Genomic DNA, 17709 nt, shown 5'->3' with positions numbered 1-17709 from the left:
GTTTTACCTTAAAACTTTTTTCCTAAGTTTATATTTATACTTTCAAGAGTTTTTGTTTCTTTATTGAAATTAACCCCACCATCAACTTTAAGAGAGTCTTCTTTTTCTTTTGTGTCTTCTTTAAGACCTTTGGGTTTTTCTAATAAATTAATCTCTTTTTCATAATCATCTTTTGTTTTTTTTACACTTTTTTCATTTAATATTTTGATTTCAATATTTTTGTTTTGTAAATTCACATTATCAGAAGCAATGACTAAGAAAAAAGGACTGAGCAAGAAAAAAATTGTTTTTAACATTTTCTATTTTTACAATAAGAGTGAAAAATCACTCTTATTGATTAATTGCTGTATCTCTTGATTTGTTTTTTGTATCAACCCAAATATTTGGAGTAGAACCACCAGGAGTTAAGAAAATTTTTGCATCTTTATTTTCTCTAAGTGCCTCATTAAATTTACCTTGCACTTGGATTTGTTGCATTTTAAGTAAATTTGATGTAAGTGAAGCGGCAATTGATTTATTTGCAGCAGCTTGTGCTTTTGCTTCAATTGTAACTGCATCTGCTCTACCTTGTGCTTCAATTCTATTCTTATCAGCTTCCCCTTTTGCTAAGGCTGCTTTTTTCTCTGCTTCTTGTTTTGCTCTTTGAACTTCATATCTTACTCTTTGAGCTTCTTGATTTGCTATTTGAACTCTCTCAATTTGATCTTTGATTTTTTGAGGAAGAACAATTTCTCTTAATTGAACAGATTCAACTGATACGGGTTTGTCTTTTAGTGATTCAATTTCTGTTCTAATTCCATTTTCAATCATTGTAGCAATTTCATTTCTTCTTGTTGGTAACTCTTCCGCATTAAATCCACCAACAACATTTCTTACAATATTTCTTACTACAGGGTTAACAATTTTATCTTCCCAACCTCTACCCCAAGTAGCAATAGTAACAGGAGCTCCTGCAGCTGTAAGTCTATATTGAACTGTTAATTCAATAGAAACAGGTAAACCTCTTGCATCAAGAATATTAATTGCTGGATTTAGTTTAATACTTCTATCAAAACCACCACTACCACTTGTTTCAATTGAAGCATAGTTTATTAATCTTACTTTTGTATCTACTACAATAACTTGTTGGACTACAGGAAAATATAAGTGAAAACCAGGATTTAAAGGTCTATCTTCATATTTACCTGCTGTAACTTTAATCCCAACTTGCCCTGATTCAATTATCACAAAAGGTTTAAAGATGAATAAGATAGCAACTATTATTATAATTGCATATATAAAACCTGCTTTTTTCCCAAAGTTTTTAAAAAATTCAGGTGGTTCAAAAGGAGGTTGGTAGTTTCCTCCACCTCCATTGTTGTTTGAGTTGTTTTTATTTTGTTGTCTATTTTTGAAATAGTCATTATCTATTGGCATACATTTTCCCTTTTTAGTTTATATAAGTTAAGTATTTTTGATACTTTTCATTTTTCCCTTGAACTACATCAAAATAAGCTGTTTGTAATGCTTCTGTTATAGGTCCTCTTTCCCCTTCTCCTATAACTCTACAATCAACTTCTCTGATAGGTGTTACTTCAACAGCTGTACCTGTAAAGAAGGCTTCATCTGCAATATATATTTCTTCTCTAGTAATTCTTCTTCTTGTAACTTTGTATCCTAAGTCTTCAGCTAAGTCAAGAACAGTTGCTTGAGTAATTGATTCAAGTGAGTTATCATTTGGAGGTGTGATAATCTCTCCATTTCTAACGATGAAAAAACAAGCTCCACTAGCTTCAGCAATGTAACCTTGGTCATCTCTTAATAATGCTTCATCATATCCTGCTTCAACTGCTTCAAATTTTGCCATTTGAGAGTTAAGGTAATTAGCAACTGCTTTTGCTTTACCCATACCTGAAGTATTAGGAGTTCTTGTCATAGATGAAATTTTTACTCTAACACCTTTTTTCATTCCTTCTTCACCTAAGTATGCTCCCCATTCCCAAGCAGAGATTGAAACTTGGGCAGGTGCGTCTTTATGATAAAGTCCCATAACACCATATCCTAAATATACTAATGGTCTAATATAAGCACCTTCAAATAGTTCATTTTTTTGTAATAGTTCAATTTGTGCTTCATTTAATTCATCAGCTGTAAAAGGCACATCAATTAGTGTCATTTTTGCAGAGTTAATTAATCTTTTAGTGTGCTCTTCTAGTTTAAAAATAGCACATCTTCCATCATGCGTCTTATAAGCTTTTGTACCTTCAATCGCACCATTCCCATAATGCAATGTGTGGCTTAATACATGTACTTTTGCATCTTGCCAATTAACAAATTCCCCATCCATCCAGATGTATTTAGCTTCAGTCATATTAAATATCCTACGATAAAATTTTTAAGAAATATATTAGCTAAAGAAATATTAAAATAAAGTGAGATAAAGATTATAAATTAAAAACAGATAAGTTTAATTTATAAATATATAAAAAAATGATATTTTTAACTTCCTAAGATAAAATTCTACTTTTAAAATAAAGGAAAATATAATGAGCCAACAAAATTTTTGGAATGATAAGTTTTCAGTAAATGAGTATTTTTATGGGAAAGAAGCAAATGAGTTTATAAAGTCTTGTAAAGAGAATTTTGATAGAAGTAAAGATGTCTTATGTTTAGGTGAAGGAGAAGGTAGGAATGCTGTCTTTTTAGCTAAAAAAGGTTTTAAAGTAACTGCTTTAGATGCCTCTAATATAGGATTATCAAAATTACAGCAATTTGCTAAAGAGCATGATGTGGATATCCTAACAAAGTGTATTGATTTAAATCATTGGGAAGTAAACAAAAAGTATGGTTCTATTGTCTCTTCATATTTGCATATGCATAAAAATGATAGAAAAAGATTGTTTGAAAATATCGAAAATGCTTTAGAAACTAATGGATACTTTATAGGAGAATTTTTTTCTACTAACCAATTAGCTTACAATAGTGGTGGTCCAAAAGACTTAGACTTGCTTTATAGTGTAGAGGATTTTAAAGAATCTTTTCCTTCTTGTGAAAAAATTAAAGTTGAAGAAGTTATTACTCATCTTAATGAAGGTAAAGGTCACCAAGGGGAAGCAAGTGTTATTAGAGTGATTCTTCAGAAGAAATAGTTTGATTTTTAATATGCTTTTAAATATACTATTTAGATATTAATATAATAAAGAAGTGAAAATATAAGAAAAAATGATAGATATAAAAAAACTAATAGAAGAAAAAGTTATAATTATTGATGGAGCTATGGGAACACAGCTTCAAGTGGCCGATATCAAAGATGAATATTGGATTTATGAAGGTATAAACTTAGAAGGCTGCAATGAACTTCTAAATTTAACAGCTCCTCATATTTTAGAAAAAATTCATGATGCGTATGCAAGTGCTGGTGCTGATTTAATTAGTACTAATACTTTTGGTTCTATGCCATGGGTTTTAGATGAATATGATATTCCTGAAACTTCATATGAATTATCAAAGTTAGGTGCCCAACTTGTAAAAAGGTCTTGTGAAAAGTTTAGTACAGAAGATAAACCTAGATTTGTATTAGGTTCAATAGGACCTGGAACAAAATTACCTTCTTTAGGTCATATATCTTATGATGAAATGTTTGAGGGCTATAAGATTATGGCTCAAGGTTTGATTGATGGGGGAACAGATATCTTTTTACTTGAAACTTGTCAAGATCCCTTACAAATAAAAGCAGCATTGCATGCTTTAAAGGAAGTCTCACCTGAAACTCCTATTATGGTTTCAGTTACTATTGAACTTAGTGGAACTATGCTTATTGGAACAGATGCAATGACAATTGCAGCTATTCTGGAACCTTTTAATATTTTATCTTTAGGTTTTAACTGTGGTACTGGACCAAAACAAGTACATAAGCATGTTAAAACTTTAAGTGAAGTATGCAAATTCCCAATTTCTGTACACTCAAATGCAGGTCTTCCTCAAAATAGAGGTGGACAAACTTATTATCCAATGCAACCAAAAGAGTTTACAGAATTAACAAAAGAATTCTTAGAGTTTAATGGAGTGTCTTTTTTAGGTGGTTGTTGTGGTACAACTCCTGAGCATATAGAAGCTTTAACTAAATCTGTTGAAGGGATTAAACCAAGAAAACCAAGTGGGTTTTTAAAAGCTTCTTTATCTTCTTTATTTAATGTAGTTCCTTTAAAGCAAGATCCTGCACCACTTTTAATAGGTGAGCGATCTAATGCAACGGGTTCAAAAGCCTTTAGAGAATTACTTAAAGCAAATGATTATGAAGGAACACTTTCAGTAGGACAACAACAAGTAAGAGCAGGGGCTCATGTTATTGATGTGTCAGTTGGATTTGCAGGACGTGATGAAACAGGAGATATGGATAAAGTAGTATCTTTATATTCTCAAAAAGTTTCACTTCCTTTAATGCCAGATTCAACGCAAGTTCCAGCATTAGAAGCTGCTTTAAAACAAATTGGTGGAAGATGTATTATCAATTCAGTTAACTTAGAAGATGGGGAAGAAAAATTTGATGTTATTTGTAAGTTAGCTAAAAAGTTTGGTGCAGCCCTGGTTTGTCTTGTAATTGATGAAGTTGGTATGGCAAAAAGTAAGAAAAGAAAACTTGAAGTAGCAGAGAGAATCTATGATTTATGTGTAAATAGACATGGATTTAAACCTGATGATTTAGTATTTGATATGCTTACCTTTACTATTGGTTCAGGGGATGATGAGTATAGAACTGCAGGTATTGAAACACTTGAAGCAATTAAAGAATTCCAGCTACGTCATCCAGAGGTAGGAACTACCCTTGGACTTTCTAATATCTCATTTGGTCTTGACCAAAAAGCAAGAGTTTACTTAAACTCTATTTATCTTGATCATTGTGTAAAAGCTGGATTAACTTCTGCTATTGTAAATGTTAAACATATCTTACCACTAAATAAAATCTCCGATGATGATAGAAAAGCTTGTGATGATTTAATCTTCAATAATCAAGAAGATGGTGACCCTTTATTTAAATTTATAGAGCATTTTGCAAATGTTGATGATATGGAAGAGCAAAGTGATGAAGAGTACCAAAAACTTGCACCAATAGATAAAGTTAAAAAGCTTTTACTTGATGGTGATAAAGAAAGAATGTTACCACTAGTTGAAGAGTTAAGACATGAAGTAAATCCAGAAATCATAGTAAATGAGTGGCTAATTGATGGGATGAAAGTTATTGGAGAATTATTTGGAAGTGGACAAATGCAGTTACCATTTGTACTTCAAAGTGCAGAGACTATGAAAGCAACAGTTGATGCTTTAAATCCATATTTACCAAAAGAAGAGAAAGCTAGTGAAACAGTACTAGTCTTGGGTACAGTTAAAGGTGATGTGCATGATGTTGGTAAAAACTTAGTTGATATTATTCTTTCTAATAATGGATTTAAAGTAATCAATATTGGTATCAAAGCTGATTTAAATGATTTTATTATAGCAGTACGTGAGCATAAAGCTCAAGCTATTGGTATGAGTGGTTTACTTGTAAAATCAACAGCAGTAATGAAAGAAAATCTTGAAGAGTTACAAAAACAAGGTATTGATATTCCTGTTCTTTTAGGTGGAGCTGCACTTACAAAAGGTTTTGTAAATGATTATTGTAGATCAATTTATGATGGTCCAATTTTTTATTGTAGAGATGCTTTTGATGGTGTTGTTTCAATGCAAAGAATTGAAGAGGGTGACCTAGAAAATACTGCACTTGCAGCTGATTTAGTTGATGAAGAAGAAGTAGCAAGAAAAGAAGAAAAAGAAGTAGTTATCAATGAAGAAGATGTTGTACTTCCAGAAGCAGGAGAATTCACTTTCCCTCCATTATGGGGAAGAGTTGCTCTTGATAATTCAGTTATTGATAAAGACTTAGTTTTCAAATGGATTAACCATAGGGTTTTATTTAGACAAAGATGGGGTTATAAAAGAGCTAAAAATTCAAAAGAAAAGTTTTTAGAGCATGAAAAAAATGTGGTTGAACCTATTTATGAAAGATTAAAAGAAGAGTTTATTGAAAAAGAACTTTTTGACCCAATTGCTATTTATGCTTATTATCCTTGTATTTCAAAAGAGAATAAATTATATATTTTTAGTGAAGATTATGCATTTCATTCTTTAGAAGAAGCAAAAAATATTCCACCTTTAGAAAAAGCAATAAAAGTAATGCAGTTCCCTAGACAAAGAAAGACACCTCATAGATGTATAGCTGATTATTTTGCAAATGATAGACTTGATGTAGTTGCCTTTACTTTTGCAAGTGCAGGATTAAAACTAAGTCCTTATGAAGCTGAACTTTATAAAGATAGTAAGTTTACTGAATATTATCAAGTACATGGATTAGGTGTTGAGTTAGCAGAAGCCTTAGCAGAAGTTTTACATAAGCAAATAAGGCTTGATCTTGATATTGTTCCAAAAGAAGGGAATACTTTACATGATGTACAAATGAAACAGTATGTAGGATGTCGATATTCTCCAGGTTATGCAGCTTGTCCTGATTTAGAACAAAGTAGAGATATGTTTGATTTATTAAAACCAGAAGAGTTTGGAATAGAATTAAGTGAGACTTTTCAAATTCATCCTGAACAATCAACTTGTGCAATTGTTGTTCCCCATCATAAGGCAAAATATTATAATGTATAAGAATCTAAAGAAATCTTAGATAAAATAGCTTTAATTAGTAGTAGAGGAAAGAACATGCCCCATAGAGATAGAACATTAATAAATAGAGTTTTAGACTATGTATATATTTTATCAAAACAACCAATCTTATTAAGAGATTTATTAGATGCAAATAGACAATATAATGAAGGAATGCATGTAGACCCAGGAAAATTAGGATTTAGACTTAGATTAGGAAGAGCTTATATAGTTTATATCTTAATTGTATTAGCAATTATTGTACCTATTTCTACTTTAATGCATAAACCTTTGGCTAACATAGACCCTCATATTTCTATTTTAGGTGCTATGATTATTACAGCTGTTATTTTCATAGGTTTTAATTTTTTTATATCTAAGTTAAGAGATGTAGTTACAAAGAGGCAAATAAAAAAATCTTGGAAATTAAGATTTCCATATTTTTCTTATGAAGAGTATAATGGAAAAATAGAAAAGATTTATGAACAAGCTATAAAAGATGAAATTTCTAAAAAAGACTTAGAAAGATATATCTTAGATAATCTTGTTGAGGATTAGAAGTGTTATTTATAAAAAACACTTCTAATATTATTATAGTCTATTTTTTAAATTCATAAACTTATCAACTTGTTCTTGGATAAGTTCTCTATTTTTATCTCTAGTAACAAAAATTTTAAATATATGTTCTCCTTTTGAATCATAAAATACAATACTATGAGACAACATTCCTCTATGTTTTTTAGATACAAAAATTATCTTTTCAATATTACTAACTTTTAAATGTCCAGAAATGGAAGAGTTACTTGAATTAAAATTATAGTAACCATGTCCATATGTACCAGTGGGCATAAAGTCTTTTATTTCTATAACAAATGAAGGGGTTATTTTTATCATTAGAATTTTCCCCCAAGTTGAAATATCTTCAATGATTTCATCAAACTTTTCTTTATCAACAGCTTTTGCTAAATCTTCATTTATGTTCTGCAAGACTACATATTCACTTACTTCTAATTGTTTTGCAATATCAATGGTTGAAATCTCTGGATTTTCCTTTAAAATTTTGTTTATTTTTTCTTTCATTTTTTTCCTTTATATTAATTGTTTTTTTATAAAATTTAAGTAGTGACCTTCTTCTAATTCTAAATCATTATGGTTACCACTTTGAATAACTTTTCCTTTATCAAGTACATAAACTATATCAGCATTTTTTATTGTACTTAATCTATGAGCAATAGTAATAACAGTTTTTTCCTTTAAAATATTTTCTAAGTTATTAAATATTTTTGCTTCTGTATGAACATCTAAAGCTGAGGTGGATTCATCAAAAATTACAACTGAAGGATTTGCTATGAGCATTCTTGCAATACTTAATCTTTGCCTTTGTCCTCCACTTAGTCTTATACCATGTTTTCCAACAATTGTATCAATATTATCTTTCATTAATAATACATCATCTTTCAATTGAGTTATTTCTAAAACTTTATAAATAGTTTCTTCTTTTATTTCTTTCCCCATAGTTAGATTAAACCTTAGTGTATTATTAAAAAGTATAGGCATTTGAAGTACTAAGAAAAGATTCTTTCTTAATTCTTTTTTATCTATATTTTCAATTGAAATATTATTATAAGTGATTTCTCCACTGTCTTTTGTATAAAAGCCTGCAATTATTTGAGCTAAAGTAGTTTTTCCACTACCACTAGCACCAATTAAGGCTACTTTTTCCCCTTGTTTTATATTTATTGTAATATCACTTAAAATTTTATCACCACTATTATAAGAAAAATTAAGATTACTTAATTTAATATTTAAACCTTTATTATTAAAAGATTCTATTCCTCTTGGTTCTTGTTTTAGTTGTAAAATTTTATTTATTCTATTTAATGCTGCTTTTGCAGTTGAATAAAAATATTGGAATGAAAGAATATCATTTACAGGATTTATAATAAACCAAATATATGCAAACATAGCTAACATCATACCAATTGATAAATCACTATAAACAACCATTAATAAGCCACTGGCTCTTAAAACTTCAAAAGAAATCAAAAATAGTGTAAAAGAGAATTTTTGATATATCACATTTTTGTAACTGAATTTATTTGAGCTAATTTGAATATTCTTTGCTTTACTAATAGCATTTTCAAAAAAATAATCTTCTTTATTGCTAGCTTTGATTTGTCCAAATAAATCCAAGGATTCTCCAATATTATCCTGGAATTCCGAAATTGCTTGATTCTCTTCTTTTTTTAAATCACCAACTTTCTTCACAATTCTTTTGGATAAATACATTATAAGTGGTTGTATAATTATAATCATTAATCCCAATAATGGATGAATCATAATAATTACAATTGCAACAGCAAATAAACTTAGAACAGAAGTTACAAGTTTGCTAATTCCTGACATAATAAAATTATCTAAGGTATTTATATCTGTTATCAAGTTTGCAGTAATAGAACCACTGCCTAAACTTTCATATTCATTCATACAAACATTTTTTAAGTGTAAAAGTAGCTTTTCTCTTATTCTAAAAGTTATATACTTTGAGATATTTGTAAATATTTTTGTAAGTAAAACTGATATTATAAGATGAAGAAGTCTTAAAAGAATTACTAAAACAGTTATTATAAAAATATAATAAAATTCATTTCCTTCCCCAAATATTTTATTTATTGAAGATACAAAAAAAGCAGGATTTCCTAGAAGAACTTCATCAACTAAAGCAGGAAGCATTAATGGAATAGGAATACTTATTAAGATTGCAATAACTGTTAATAATTGTCCTGTAATTAATATTTTTCTTTTTTTTAGAAGTATTTTCCATATATATTTTAAATCTATTTTTTCCATTTTCTCTCTTTATTTTTTTTAATTCTATAAAAAAGCTAGTTCGTTTGAAATTAAGATAAAAATAGAGTTTTTTAAGAATTGTTTTTTTAAGCTTTTTTAAAGTTAAAGAAAGGATTTTAATAAGGAAAGCTTATAGTTATTGATATTAATTTTAAACTTTAAAATGATTAAAAGCAACATTAAAATAAAATTCATTTTAATAATCATTATTTAAGAGAGTAAAAAATGACTAACTTATCTAAATCAAAATTGTTTAAAACTGGTAATGTTTTAATCAAAGCAGAAGAAAGCAAATCTTTTGTAAAACAAGTTGCCAAGATTAGCAATCAATTTATAGAACTTAAAATTGTTAATGCAATGGTTGAAGATAATATATATTTGAATATTGTTGATAATAATATCAAACAATCATATATTCAAAAACTACGTTCAAAGAATAAGCATTTACAAATTAGAATTGTTCTTCAAGGAGTTGTTGAAAAATTAAATCAAGTTAATAATAAGAAAACAACATATAATGAGAATGAAATAAGTGTTGAATATAGTCAAGATATAAATGAATCCTTGTTAAATAAAGAAGGAAGTCATATAAAGTATATTTGTATTACTCTAAATGAAGAATATCTGGATGAAAATGGTTACTTTAGAGATATATTTAAAGAACCTTTTTTTATGAAATTTTATGAACCAAATATAAAAAATAAATTTTATGAATTATTTAATAGAGAATACACAAGTGGTCTTGACAAAATTTATTTAAAAAATAAAACAACAGAGGTAATACTTTATGTTTTAGAACAAATTGATAATAAAAGTTTTAAGGTAGATGGATTAGATGAAGAAGATATAAGAAGAGTTAAAAAGGCTGAAGTGATACTTCAAAATACTTTTAATGAAAAAATAACAATTGAGCTTTTATCAAAGAAGGTTGCATTAAATCAATCAAAATTAAAAAAAGGCTTCAAAGAAATTTTTCATAAGACAATTCACAATTATCTTAAAGATATACGTTTAGAAAAAGCTGTTAAGTATTTAAAGGAAAATAAATACTCTATTAAAGAGGTCTCAACTATGGTGGGATATACCAATCAAGGAAGTTTTTCTTATGCTTTTTCAAGTAAATATAATTGTTCTCCAAAGGCTATAACAAAAAAATCTAATTTGTGAAAAAAAAGTTCCAATTTATAATAGAAAATATTGATATTCACTATTATTTAAATTATACTTTGAAAAATTTATTTAGAAATATATATTTTGAATTAAAAAGGAAAAAAATGAAAATGATGAAGAAAGAAGAAGCACAAAAAGAACTGGATAGTTTCTTAGATAATATTAAGACAGTTGTATTATCAACAGTAAGTAGTGAAGGCGAACCTTTTGCAAGTTACTCACCTTATGTACAAGATGAAGAAAGTAACTTTTATGTGTTTATAAGTACAGCGGTACAGCATTCACACAATATGTATAATACAAAAAAAGCACATTTGCTTTTTATTGAAGATGAAAGTGTTACAAGTCATATTTATGCAAGAAGAAGAATGTACTTTAAAGCAAAAGCAGAAAAATTTGAAGAAAATGATGATCGATTTGAGAAAATTGCTCAATTATTTGAGCAAAAACATGGTTCAGACGCTTCATTGATAAGACAGATGCCTGATTCAAGATTTTATAAATTAAGTCCTTATGATGGAAATATAGTTTTAGGGTTTGGTGCTGCATTTAAGATTGATGAATCAAACAAGAAAATAAGTAAACTTAATACTATGGGTGGTAAAGCTCATGGAGGAACACATGAAGAAGGATTAAATAAAAATGATTAGATTTGTAAGAGTTGCATTATTTTGCGGTTTATTAACCATAAGTTCTTATGCCTCAAAAATAGTAAGTGTAGGTGGAAGTATAACTGAAACTATTGTTGCTTTAGGACATAAAGATAAATTAATTGGAGTTGATTTATCTAGTATCTATCCAAAAGAAGTAACTTCTAAATTACCAAATGTTGGTTACTGGCTAAGCTTACCACAAGAAGGTATTCTTTCTTTGAAACCAGAAGTTGTAATTGTAAGTAGTCTAGCAAAACCTAAAAAAGTTGTTGAAAATCTTCCTAAGTATGGGATTAAAACATATATTATTGAGGATAAGCCTTCAATTGAAGCTGCAAAGAAAAAAATTTCTCAAGTTGCAAGTATTTTAAATGAAGAAGAAAAAGCAAAAGAAATAATTTCAAGAATAGAAAAAAATATAGCGAAAATGCAAAAAGAAATTAAAGGTAAAAAGAAACCAAAAGTTTTATTTTTATTCTCAAGGGGAAAAGGAACTATCATGGCAGCAGGTGGACAAACGAAACCAGGTGTTATGATTTCATTAGCAGGAGGAGTAAATGCTGTTGACTTTAAACAATATACTAAAATATCATCAGAATCTATTTTAGAAATGAATCCTGATGTAATAATTACTTCAAATCATGCGGGTGACAGTGGACTTGATAAAAATATTGTTTCTTCAACTAATGCAGGAAAAAATAAACAAATCTACTCTATGGATATGCTTTTAATTTCAGGTTTTACAGTAAGAATAGATAGTGCATTACAAGATCTATCTTGCATGTTAAATAATAACCACCTATCATATTGTGAATAAGTAAATCTATGGTAGGTTTAAAAAAATCCCTTATAGGGATATTTTTTATTTTGTTAGTTATATCTATTTTTCTTAATATTACGATAGGAGCCTTTAGTATTAGCTTTTCAGAAATATTAAATACTTTGTTAAGTCCCGAAGAAAATAAGATTTATTATCAGGTTTTAGCTGATATCAGAATTCCAAGAGTTGCTTTAGGCGTTTTAGTTGGTATTGCTTTTGGTATTAGTGGAGCAATGATGCAAACTTTATTTAAAAATCCATTAGCAGATCCTTCTATTATTGGAATATCCGCTGGAGCTTCTGCCGGGGTTGTTATTTTTATGTTATTAGGAAGTTTTTTACCTTCTTTACTTTATGATGGGTTTCTATCTTATTTATCTTTGCCTTTTAGTGCTTTTTTAGGAAGTTTAGTAACTATTTTTGCTGTTTATAAATTAGCAACAATTTATAATAAGGTTGCAGTTACAGTAATGCTTTTAGCTGGGATTGCAATAAATGCAATGCTTGGTGCTTTAGTTGGAGTATTTACTTATGTAAGTACAGAAGAAGAACTTAAGAGCTTTACTTTCTGGACTATGGGAAGTTTAGCTGATGGTGATATAAAGGTTATTTTAACATTAATACCAATTGTAGTGGGTATTTATATTTTTGCAATTAGAAAAAAAGTTGAATTAAATTTAATGCTTTTAGGTGAAGATGAAGCAAAAAATTCAGGAGTAAATTCTGAAAGATTAAAAAAGTTTATTATCTTTTTTGTTTCTTTAGCAATTGGTGCAAGTGTTGCTTTTTGTGGAATAATTGGTTTTATAGGTCTTGTAGTCCCACATCTTGCTAGATTATTAGTAGGTTCAAACCATAAGTTCTATCTACCTCTTAGTGCTATTTTAGGAGCTTTTATTTTGATATGGGCTGACTCTTTTGCCAGAATAGTAATTGCACCAGCAGAATTACCTATTGGAATAATTACATCTTTACTTGGGGCTCCATTCTTTTTATGGCTTTTAATTAAAAATAGACAAAATGCAACGGCTTAAAGGAAAAAAAGTGTATGAAGTAAAAAATTTAAATTTTTCAATACAAAAAAGAAAAATATTAAATAATATCAATTTAAAAATTAAACCTAATAGTTTTTTATCTATTGTAGGACCTAATGGCTGTGGAAAATCAACACTCATTAAAAATATTAATAGGAATTTAGATATTCAAGAGGGAATAATAACGTTAGATGATAAAAAGATTGATGATTTTGATGATAAAGAACTTGCTTTAAAAAGATCAGTTTTACAACAATCCTTCTTTTTCCCCTATAGTTTTAAAGCAATAGAAATTGTAGAAATGGGTCTTTATGTATATAAGTTAAATCCAAAAGAGAGAAAAGATATTTTAAATTATATAGTTGATAAATTAAATATTGAGCCATTGAAAGATAAAGATTATCAAGGGTTATCAGGGGGAGAAAAGCAAAAAATCCAGCTTGCAAGAGTTATTGTTCAGCTTTATGCAAGTAAAGAAAAACAGAAATATCTTTTTTTAGATGAACCTACATTAAACTTAGATATTTTTTATCAATATAAAATCTTAGATTTAACAAAAGAACTTCAAAAAGAGATGAACATTGGAGTTTGTGCAATACTTCATGATATTAATCAAGCCTATTTATATTATATTCTGATGAAGTAGTTATGATGAAAGAAGGGGAGATTAAATATTTAGGTGAAACTAAAAAGGTTTTAACTCATAATAATATATATGATATTTTTAATGTTGAAAGTGAGTTTGTTTATTCTAAAAAACTACAAAAAGAAGTTTTAATTATAAGTACATAAAATTCCAATAAAAAATTCCAATTTATAAAAAAATAAAACCAATTTGTAAAATATAATATTGATATTCATTCTTAATCTTAATATAATTTCGCTAACAAATTTATACTTACACATACAAAGGAAAAAAATGTATAAAAAAAGTTTATTTACAATGACTGCACTTTCATTGTTAACTACAAATTTATTAGCAGAGACACAAAAATTAGAAAATGTAATTGTAACAGCAAAAAGTGAAAAGTCTATAAAAGACTTAGCAGGTGCTATCACAGTTATTACAGAAGAAGATATAAAAAAAATAAATGCTACAAATATTAAAGATATTTTAGTTAGAACACCTGGAATCATAAAAACTGCTGCAACTGCAATGATGGGAGGAAGAGAGAGTATCTCTATTAGAGGGCTCGATAGTACGTATTCATTGATTTTAGTTGATGGGAAAAAAATAAGTCCTTCGGATAATTATATAGGACATAGTGATTTTCAATATTCATGGGTACCTATTGATATGATAGAAAGAATTGAAGTTATGAAAGGACCCAAAAGTTCAATTTATGGTTCCCAAGCAATTGGTGGAGTAATAAATATTATTACTAAGAAAGATAGTAAAAAAATTTATGGTGAAGTAAATGTACAAGCAGGTTTTTCTTCAGCTGAGAATGGTGGAGATGAAAAGAAAATTAATGCTAATATTGGCGGAAATATTGCTGAAAAACTTTATCTTTTTCTAGGTGCAAGTAAAAGTGAACGAGATGTAACTGGAGGGAATGGCTATACTGCTTTTGGTACACCTACAGATGAAGCAACTTTTATTGAAGGTCTGGAAACTAAAGATGCAATTGCTAGATTAAGATATGATATAGATGATACTCAAAATATTTATGCTTCATATATAAGAGGTGAAGAGGAAAGGGAAGATTTTGATAAAACTATTACCTATGATATAGAAAGAGATATTTATAGCATAGGTTATGAAAAATCTTTTGAAGATTTATCTTTTAGTATAGATTATTCTAGGGCAGAGAGTGATTCAAAGGCTAATAGTATGTTTGCTCAATATACTCATAGCCTTGAAAGTGATTCATTAAAAGCAGAAGCAAAAATCTCAATGATAAAAAATAGTTATATTATATTAGGAGCGGAAACTTCAGAGGATTCTTATGATAGATTACGTTCAAATGGTAATAAGCAGTATTCTTTTGATGCTAGAGCAAATGCTTATTATCTTCAAGATGAAATTGAATTGGGTGATTTTATTTATACTTTTGGTGGAAGATTTGATGATAATAAAAAGTATGGAACAGAGTTTTCTCCAAATCTTGGATTTGTATATAAAATAGATGATAATCAAAGGTTGAAAGCAAGTTATGGAGAAGGATTTAAAGCTCCATCTGTAACAAAAGGTTCTGATGGCTTTGGAACGGGTTCTCATGGGGCACCTTTTGGAAATGATGATTTAGAAGCAGAAACTTCAAAAAGTTATGAGTTAGCCTATGAGTTTTATGGTGATTCTGCCACATTTAAATCAGCTATTTTCAAAACAGATGTAAAAAATATGATAAAAGCAGAAGAAGATAGTTTTGGGGATATGAGATATGGAAATGTTGGTGAAGCTGAATCTAAAGGTTTTGAATTAGGGCTGGAATATGATTTTAATGATAATCATTCAATAAATGCAAATTATACATATGTAAAAACTGAAGATAAAGGGACAGGAAATGAACTAACTTATAAACCTGAACATACTTTTAATGCAGGTTTAAATTCTGATTTCATTTGGGGTATTTCTTCTTATATAAGTGTGAATTATGTTGGACAACAATATATTAATGCTGATGAAAAAGTTTCTCCTAATACAATATTCAATGCCCAAGTTTCTAAAAAAATCACTAAAGATTTAACTGTAAGATTAGGGGTAGAAAATATCACTAATGAGAAGTTTGAAAACAATGAGCCTTATTATTTAGAAAGAAGAGTTGCGTACATTGGATTGAACTATAAGTTCTAAAAGTATATAAAAGCTATTGTAAGATTTTCTTACAATAGTTTAAATTAAAAAAAATTAAAAAAGGTAAAATATGTTAAAACTTTCAATTACAATTATTGCAGCAATTTTTTTTCTTACAGGCTGTACTAAAAATAATCTAGCTACACCTCTTACTCATAATATTGAAAAAAAAGAAGGAATTTACTCTGTAAAACAAGCAAAAGAAATAAATATAGAAAAGCTTGTAGAAGAAGTAGAACATTATCCTATCATTTTTGTTGGAGACCACCATAATACAGAAAAAACTCATGAATTCTTTGAAAATTTTTTACAGAAATTAGATAAAAAGGGTTATAATTTGAACTTGGCAAATGAATGGTTTACTCCTAATCATAATGAACTACTTAAAATGTATACTGATGGAAAGATTGATGGAATAAGATTAAAAGAAAGACGACATTGGGATGAGTTTACAAGTTTTAAATGGGAATATGTAGAACCTCTCTATGAAGCTGTGAAGAAGAATTCAGGAAGACTTTATGGAATGAATATTCCAAAAAAAGATAGAAAGAAAATTTCATTAAAACAATTTGATAAAATGAGTAAAGAGGAAAAAGAATTTTATGACTCTCTTGATTTGAGTGTTAGTGCCCATAGGCAACTTGTAATGCCTTATTTAAAGCATTGTAATAAAATGCCTCAAAGAAGTGAAGAGGCTTGTGAAGAAAGAATGTATAGAGTTCAAGTTTCTTGGGATAGTTATATGGCTAATAAAGTAAAAGAAATAGCAAATAAAGTTTTAAAAACATCAAGAGATAAACTTTTAGTTTTTGTTGGAGCTATGCATGTGGAACAAAATGTTGGAATACCATTAAGATTTGCAAGACAAAGTAATTTACCATATGTAATTATTTCAAATGAACAGATTCAAAAAGAAAAAGCTCTTAAGATAGATAATAATAAAGCAGATTTTGTATTTGTATATAAAAAAGATTAATCATAAAGAGCTTTTAGCTCTTTATTTCTAGTTTGTTTTAATTGCATATCAATATATTTGGCTTCTTTAACTTCTTTTTTATTTTTTATTGCAATTGTTTGTTTTCTCTTTCCTGTTGGATTGATTTCATATATTTCAAAACCAGCTTTATAAAGTGATAGTCGTACAGTACTTGAAATAGAATAAGTGGTTACTATTACATCATTATTTGAAGCTTTAAAGATATCAGCAAAATATTCAACAGTCCAAAGCTCATTATTAACTTCTGAACTAAAAGCATCTTGATAGACAATATCTATATTATCAAGTGTTTTGATATAATCTCTTGCATCACCTAAAAAAAGTTCTATTTCTAAATTTTCATCTTGATATTTCTTTCTTTCAAGGAGTTTTTTTATTATATAAGATATTTTTTCAAACTCTTTTGGATATTCAAACTCTTTTAGTGATTCAATAAGGTTTTCATCTAGTTCTGGGGAAAAAATTTCTAGTTTTTTATTAAGATTATTCTCCAAGATATAGTTTATAGTAGAAAAAGTGTTATATCCTAGTCCAAAACAAATATCAAGTATTTTTAGATGTTTTTTTTCTTTATGAAAATTAAGTGCTGGAATAACATGTTTTATTAAAGACTCTTTTATAGCTCCTGTTTTTAGATCATGAAAATGTTGATTATATTTTGTTGAATATAAAGTGTTAGAATTATCTATTGTTTTTACTATCATATAAAAACTAAGCCAAAG

General features: G+C 28.1%; 17 protein-coding genes. 11 read left to right on the top strand and 6 right to left on the bottom strand.

All coding sequences use genetic code 11. The features are described from left to right. Positions 1–8: 8 nt before the first annotated feature. Genes CP965_RS08520 through CP965_RS08510 form a run of 3 tightly spaced genes read right to left on the bottom strand, consistent with a single transcriptional unit; the run spans position 9 to position 2350 of the window. Positions 9–296: a hypothetical protein gene (locus CP965_RS08520; protein WP_129061669.1), complete on the bottom strand. Its 288-nt coding sequence runs from the start codon at positions 294–296 to the stop codon at positions 9–11. 34 nt (positions 297–330) lie between these two features. Continuing rightward, complete coding sequence (locus CP965_RS08515) at positions 331–1416, bottom strand: SPFH domain-containing protein (RefSeq protein WP_129061668.1); 1086 nt, start codon at positions 1414–1416, stop codon at positions 331–333. Between the two features lie 13 nt (positions 1417–1429). Continuing rightward, entirely contained in the window at positions 1430–2350 is a 921-nt protein-coding gene (locus CP965_RS08510; protein WP_129061667.1) for a branched-chain amino acid transaminase, read from the bottom strand. Between the two features lie 175 nt (positions 2351–2525). Here CP965_RS08510 and CP965_RS08505 point away from each other — a divergent pair, with 175 nt between their 5' ends. From CP965_RS08505 to CP965_RS08495, 3 genes are all read left to right on the top strand, one after another. After that, on the top strand, positions 2526–3128 hold the full coding sequence (locus tag CP965_RS08505; RefSeq protein ID WP_129061666.1) for a class I SAM-dependent methyltransferase: 603 nt from the start codon (positions 2526–2528) through the stop codon (positions 3126–3128). Positions 3129–3201: 73 nt separating this feature from the next. Next, positions 3202–6669 carry a methionine synthase gene (metH, locus tag CP965_RS08500; protein ID WP_129061665.1) on the top strand — a complete coding sequence of 1156 codons (3468 nt, stop codon included), beginning with the start codon at positions 3202–3204 and terminating at the stop codon, positions 6667–6669. Between the two features lie 54 nt (positions 6670–6723). After that, positions 6724–7224 (top strand): hypothetical protein, encoded by a 501-nt coding sequence (locus CP965_RS08495; RefSeq protein WP_129061664.1) that lies wholly within the window; start codon positions 6724–6726, stop codon positions 7222–7224. Positions 7225–7257: 33 nt separating this feature from the next. On the opposite strand, the gene hutX is transcribed toward CP965_RS08495, so the two are convergent. Together hutX and CP965_RS08485 are read right to left on the bottom strand one after the other, a co-directional pair. Continuing rightward, complete coding sequence (gene hutX / locus CP965_RS08490) at positions 7258–7746, bottom strand: heme utilization cystosolic carrier protein HutX (RefSeq protein WP_129061663.1); 489 nt, start codon at positions 7744–7746, stop codon at positions 7258–7260. A gap of 9 nt (positions 7747–7755) precedes the next feature. Beyond that, positions 7756–9516 carry an ABC transporter ATP-binding protein gene (locus tag CP965_RS08485; protein ID WP_129061662.1) on the bottom strand — a complete coding sequence of 587 codons (1761 nt, stop codon included), beginning with the start codon at positions 9514–9516 and terminating at the stop codon, positions 7756–7758. A gap of 225 nt (positions 9517–9741) precedes the next feature. Here CP965_RS08485 and CP965_RS08480 point away from each other — a divergent pair, with 225 nt between their 5' ends. The 8 genes from CP965_RS08480 to CP965_RS08450 all read left to right on the top strand — a co-directional run bounded on the left by CP965_RS08480 (position 9742) and on the right by CP965_RS08450 (position 16966). Further along, the gene (locus tag CP965_RS08480) at positions 9742–10683 is read left to right on the top strand and encodes an AraC family transcriptional regulator (protein WP_129061661.1); all 942 of its coding nucleotides are present in this window, start codon (positions 9742–9744) and stop codon (positions 10681–10683) included. A 107-nt stretch (positions 10684–10790) separates the two neighbouring features. Further along, complete coding sequence (locus tag CP965_RS08475) at positions 10791–11336, top strand: HugZ family pyridoxamine 5'-phosphate oxidase (RefSeq protein ID WP_129061660.1); 546 nt, start codon at positions 10791–10793, stop codon at positions 11334–11336. After that, entirely contained in the window at positions 11329–12156 is an 828-nt protein-coding gene (locus CP965_RS08470) for a heme/hemin ABC transporter substrate-binding protein (RefSeq protein ID WP_129061659.1), read from the top strand. Before CP965_RS08475 ends, CP965_RS08470 begins: the two co-directional genes overlap by 8 nt. A 50-nt stretch (positions 12157–12206) precedes the next feature. Beyond that, positions 12207–13193 (top strand): FecCD family ABC transporter permease, encoded by a 987-nt coding sequence (locus CP965_RS08465; protein ID WP_164971011.1) that lies wholly within the window; start codon positions 12207–12209, stop codon positions 13191–13193. A 10-nt stretch (positions 13194–13203) separates the two neighbouring features. Continuing rightward, the gene (locus CP965_RS08460; protein WP_164971010.1) at positions 13204–13839 is read left to right on the top strand and encodes an ATP-binding cassette domain-containing protein; all 636 of its coding nucleotides are present in this window, start codon (positions 13204–13206) and stop codon (positions 13837–13839) included. A 2-nt stretch (positions 13840–13841) separates the two neighbouring features. Further along, positions 13842–13985, top strand: coding sequence for a hypothetical protein (locus CP965_RS14125; RefSeq protein ID WP_164971009.1), 144 nt, complete (start codon positions 13842–13844; stop codon positions 13983–13985). A gap of 127 nt (positions 13986–14112) precedes the next feature. Then, entirely contained in the window at positions 14113–15990 is a 1878-nt protein-coding gene (locus tag CP965_RS08455; RefSeq protein ID WP_129061656.1) for a TonB-dependent receptor plug domain-containing protein, read from the top strand. A gap of 70 nt (positions 15991–16060) precedes the next feature. After that, complete coding sequence (locus CP965_RS08450; protein WP_129061655.1) at positions 16061–16966, top strand: ChaN family lipoprotein; 906 nt, start codon at positions 16061–16063, stop codon at positions 16964–16966. Here the strand turns inward: CP965_RS08450 and CP965_RS08445 are convergent. Next, the gene (locus CP965_RS08445) at positions 16963–17691 is read right to left on the bottom strand and encodes a tRNA (5-methylaminomethyl-2-thiouridine)(34)-methyltransferase MnmD (protein WP_129061654.1); all 729 of its coding nucleotides are present in this window, start codon (positions 17689–17691) and stop codon (positions 16963–16965) included. The two genes, CP965_RS08450 and CP965_RS08445, sit on opposite strands and share 4 nt — an antisense overlap. Between the last annotated feature and the right edge of the window lie 18 nt (positions 17692–17709).

Origin of the sequence: Halarcobacter mediterraneus (assembly GCF_004116625.1) — a bacterium.
Classification (GTDB): Bacteria; Campylobacterota; Campylobacteria; order Campylobacterales; family Arcobacteraceae; genus Halarcobacter; species Halarcobacter mediterraneus.
Note: the sequence above shows the minus strand (reverse complement) of the source record. Positions and strands in the feature narration are given on the sequence as shown.

Excerpts from the sequence above, each read along its gene's own strand:
- CP965_RS08455 (WP_129061656.1), top strand. The coding sequence starts at position 14,113 with ATGTATAAAAAAAGTTTATTTACAATGACTGCACTTTCATTGTTAACT.
- CP965_RS08520 (WP_129061669.1), bottom strand. The coding sequence starts at position 296 with ATGTTAAAAACAATTTTTTTCTTGCTCAGTCCTTTTTTCTTAGTCATT.
- CP965_RS08480 (WP_129061661.1), top strand. The coding sequence starts at position 9,742 with ATGACTAACTTATCTAAATCAAAATTGTTTAAAACTGGTAATGTTTTA.
- CP965_RS08470 (WP_129061659.1), top strand. The coding sequence starts at position 11,329 with ATGATTAGATTTGTAAGAGTTGCATTATTTTGCGGTTTATTAACCATA.
- CP965_RS14125 (WP_164971009.1), top strand. The coding sequence starts at position 13,842 with ATGATGAAAGAAGGGGAGATTAAATATTTAGGTGAAACTAAAAAGGTT.
- CP965_RS08505 (WP_129061666.1), top strand. The coding sequence starts at position 2,526 with ATGAGCCAACAAAATTTTTGGAATGATAAGTTTTCAGTAAATGAGTAT.
- CP965_RS08515 (WP_129061668.1), bottom strand. The coding sequence starts at position 1,416 with ATGCCAATAGATAATGACTATTTCAAAAATAGACAACAAAATAAAAAC.
- CP965_RS08495 (WP_129061664.1), top strand. The coding sequence starts at position 6,724 with ATGCCCCATAGAGATAGAACATTAATAAATAGAGTTTTAGACTATGTA.
- CP965_RS08475 (WP_129061660.1), top strand. The coding sequence starts at position 10,791 with ATGAAAATGATGAAGAAAGAAGAAGCACAAAAAGAACTGGATAGTTTC.
- CP965_RS08510 (WP_129061667.1), bottom strand. The coding sequence starts at position 2,350 with ATGACTGAAGCTAAATACATCTGGATGGATGGGGAATTTGTTAATTGG.
- CP965_RS08445 (WP_129061654.1), bottom strand. The coding sequence starts at position 17,691 with ATGATAGTAAAAACAATAGATAATTCTAACACTTTATATTCAACAAAA.
- CP965_RS08450 (WP_129061655.1), top strand. The coding sequence starts at position 16,061 with ATGTTAAAACTTTCAATTACAATTATTGCAGCAATTTTTTTTCTTACA.
- CP965_RS08485 (WP_129061662.1), bottom strand. The coding sequence starts at position 9,516 with ATGGAAAAAATAGATTTAAAATATATATGGAAAATACTTCTAAAAAAA.
- hutX (WP_129061663.1), bottom strand. The coding sequence starts at position 7,746 with ATGAAAGAAAAAATAAACAAAATTTTAAAGGAAAATCCAGAGATTTCA.
- metH (WP_129061665.1), top strand. The coding sequence starts at position 3,202 with ATGATAGATATAAAAAAACTAATAGAAGAAAAAGTTATAATTATTGAT.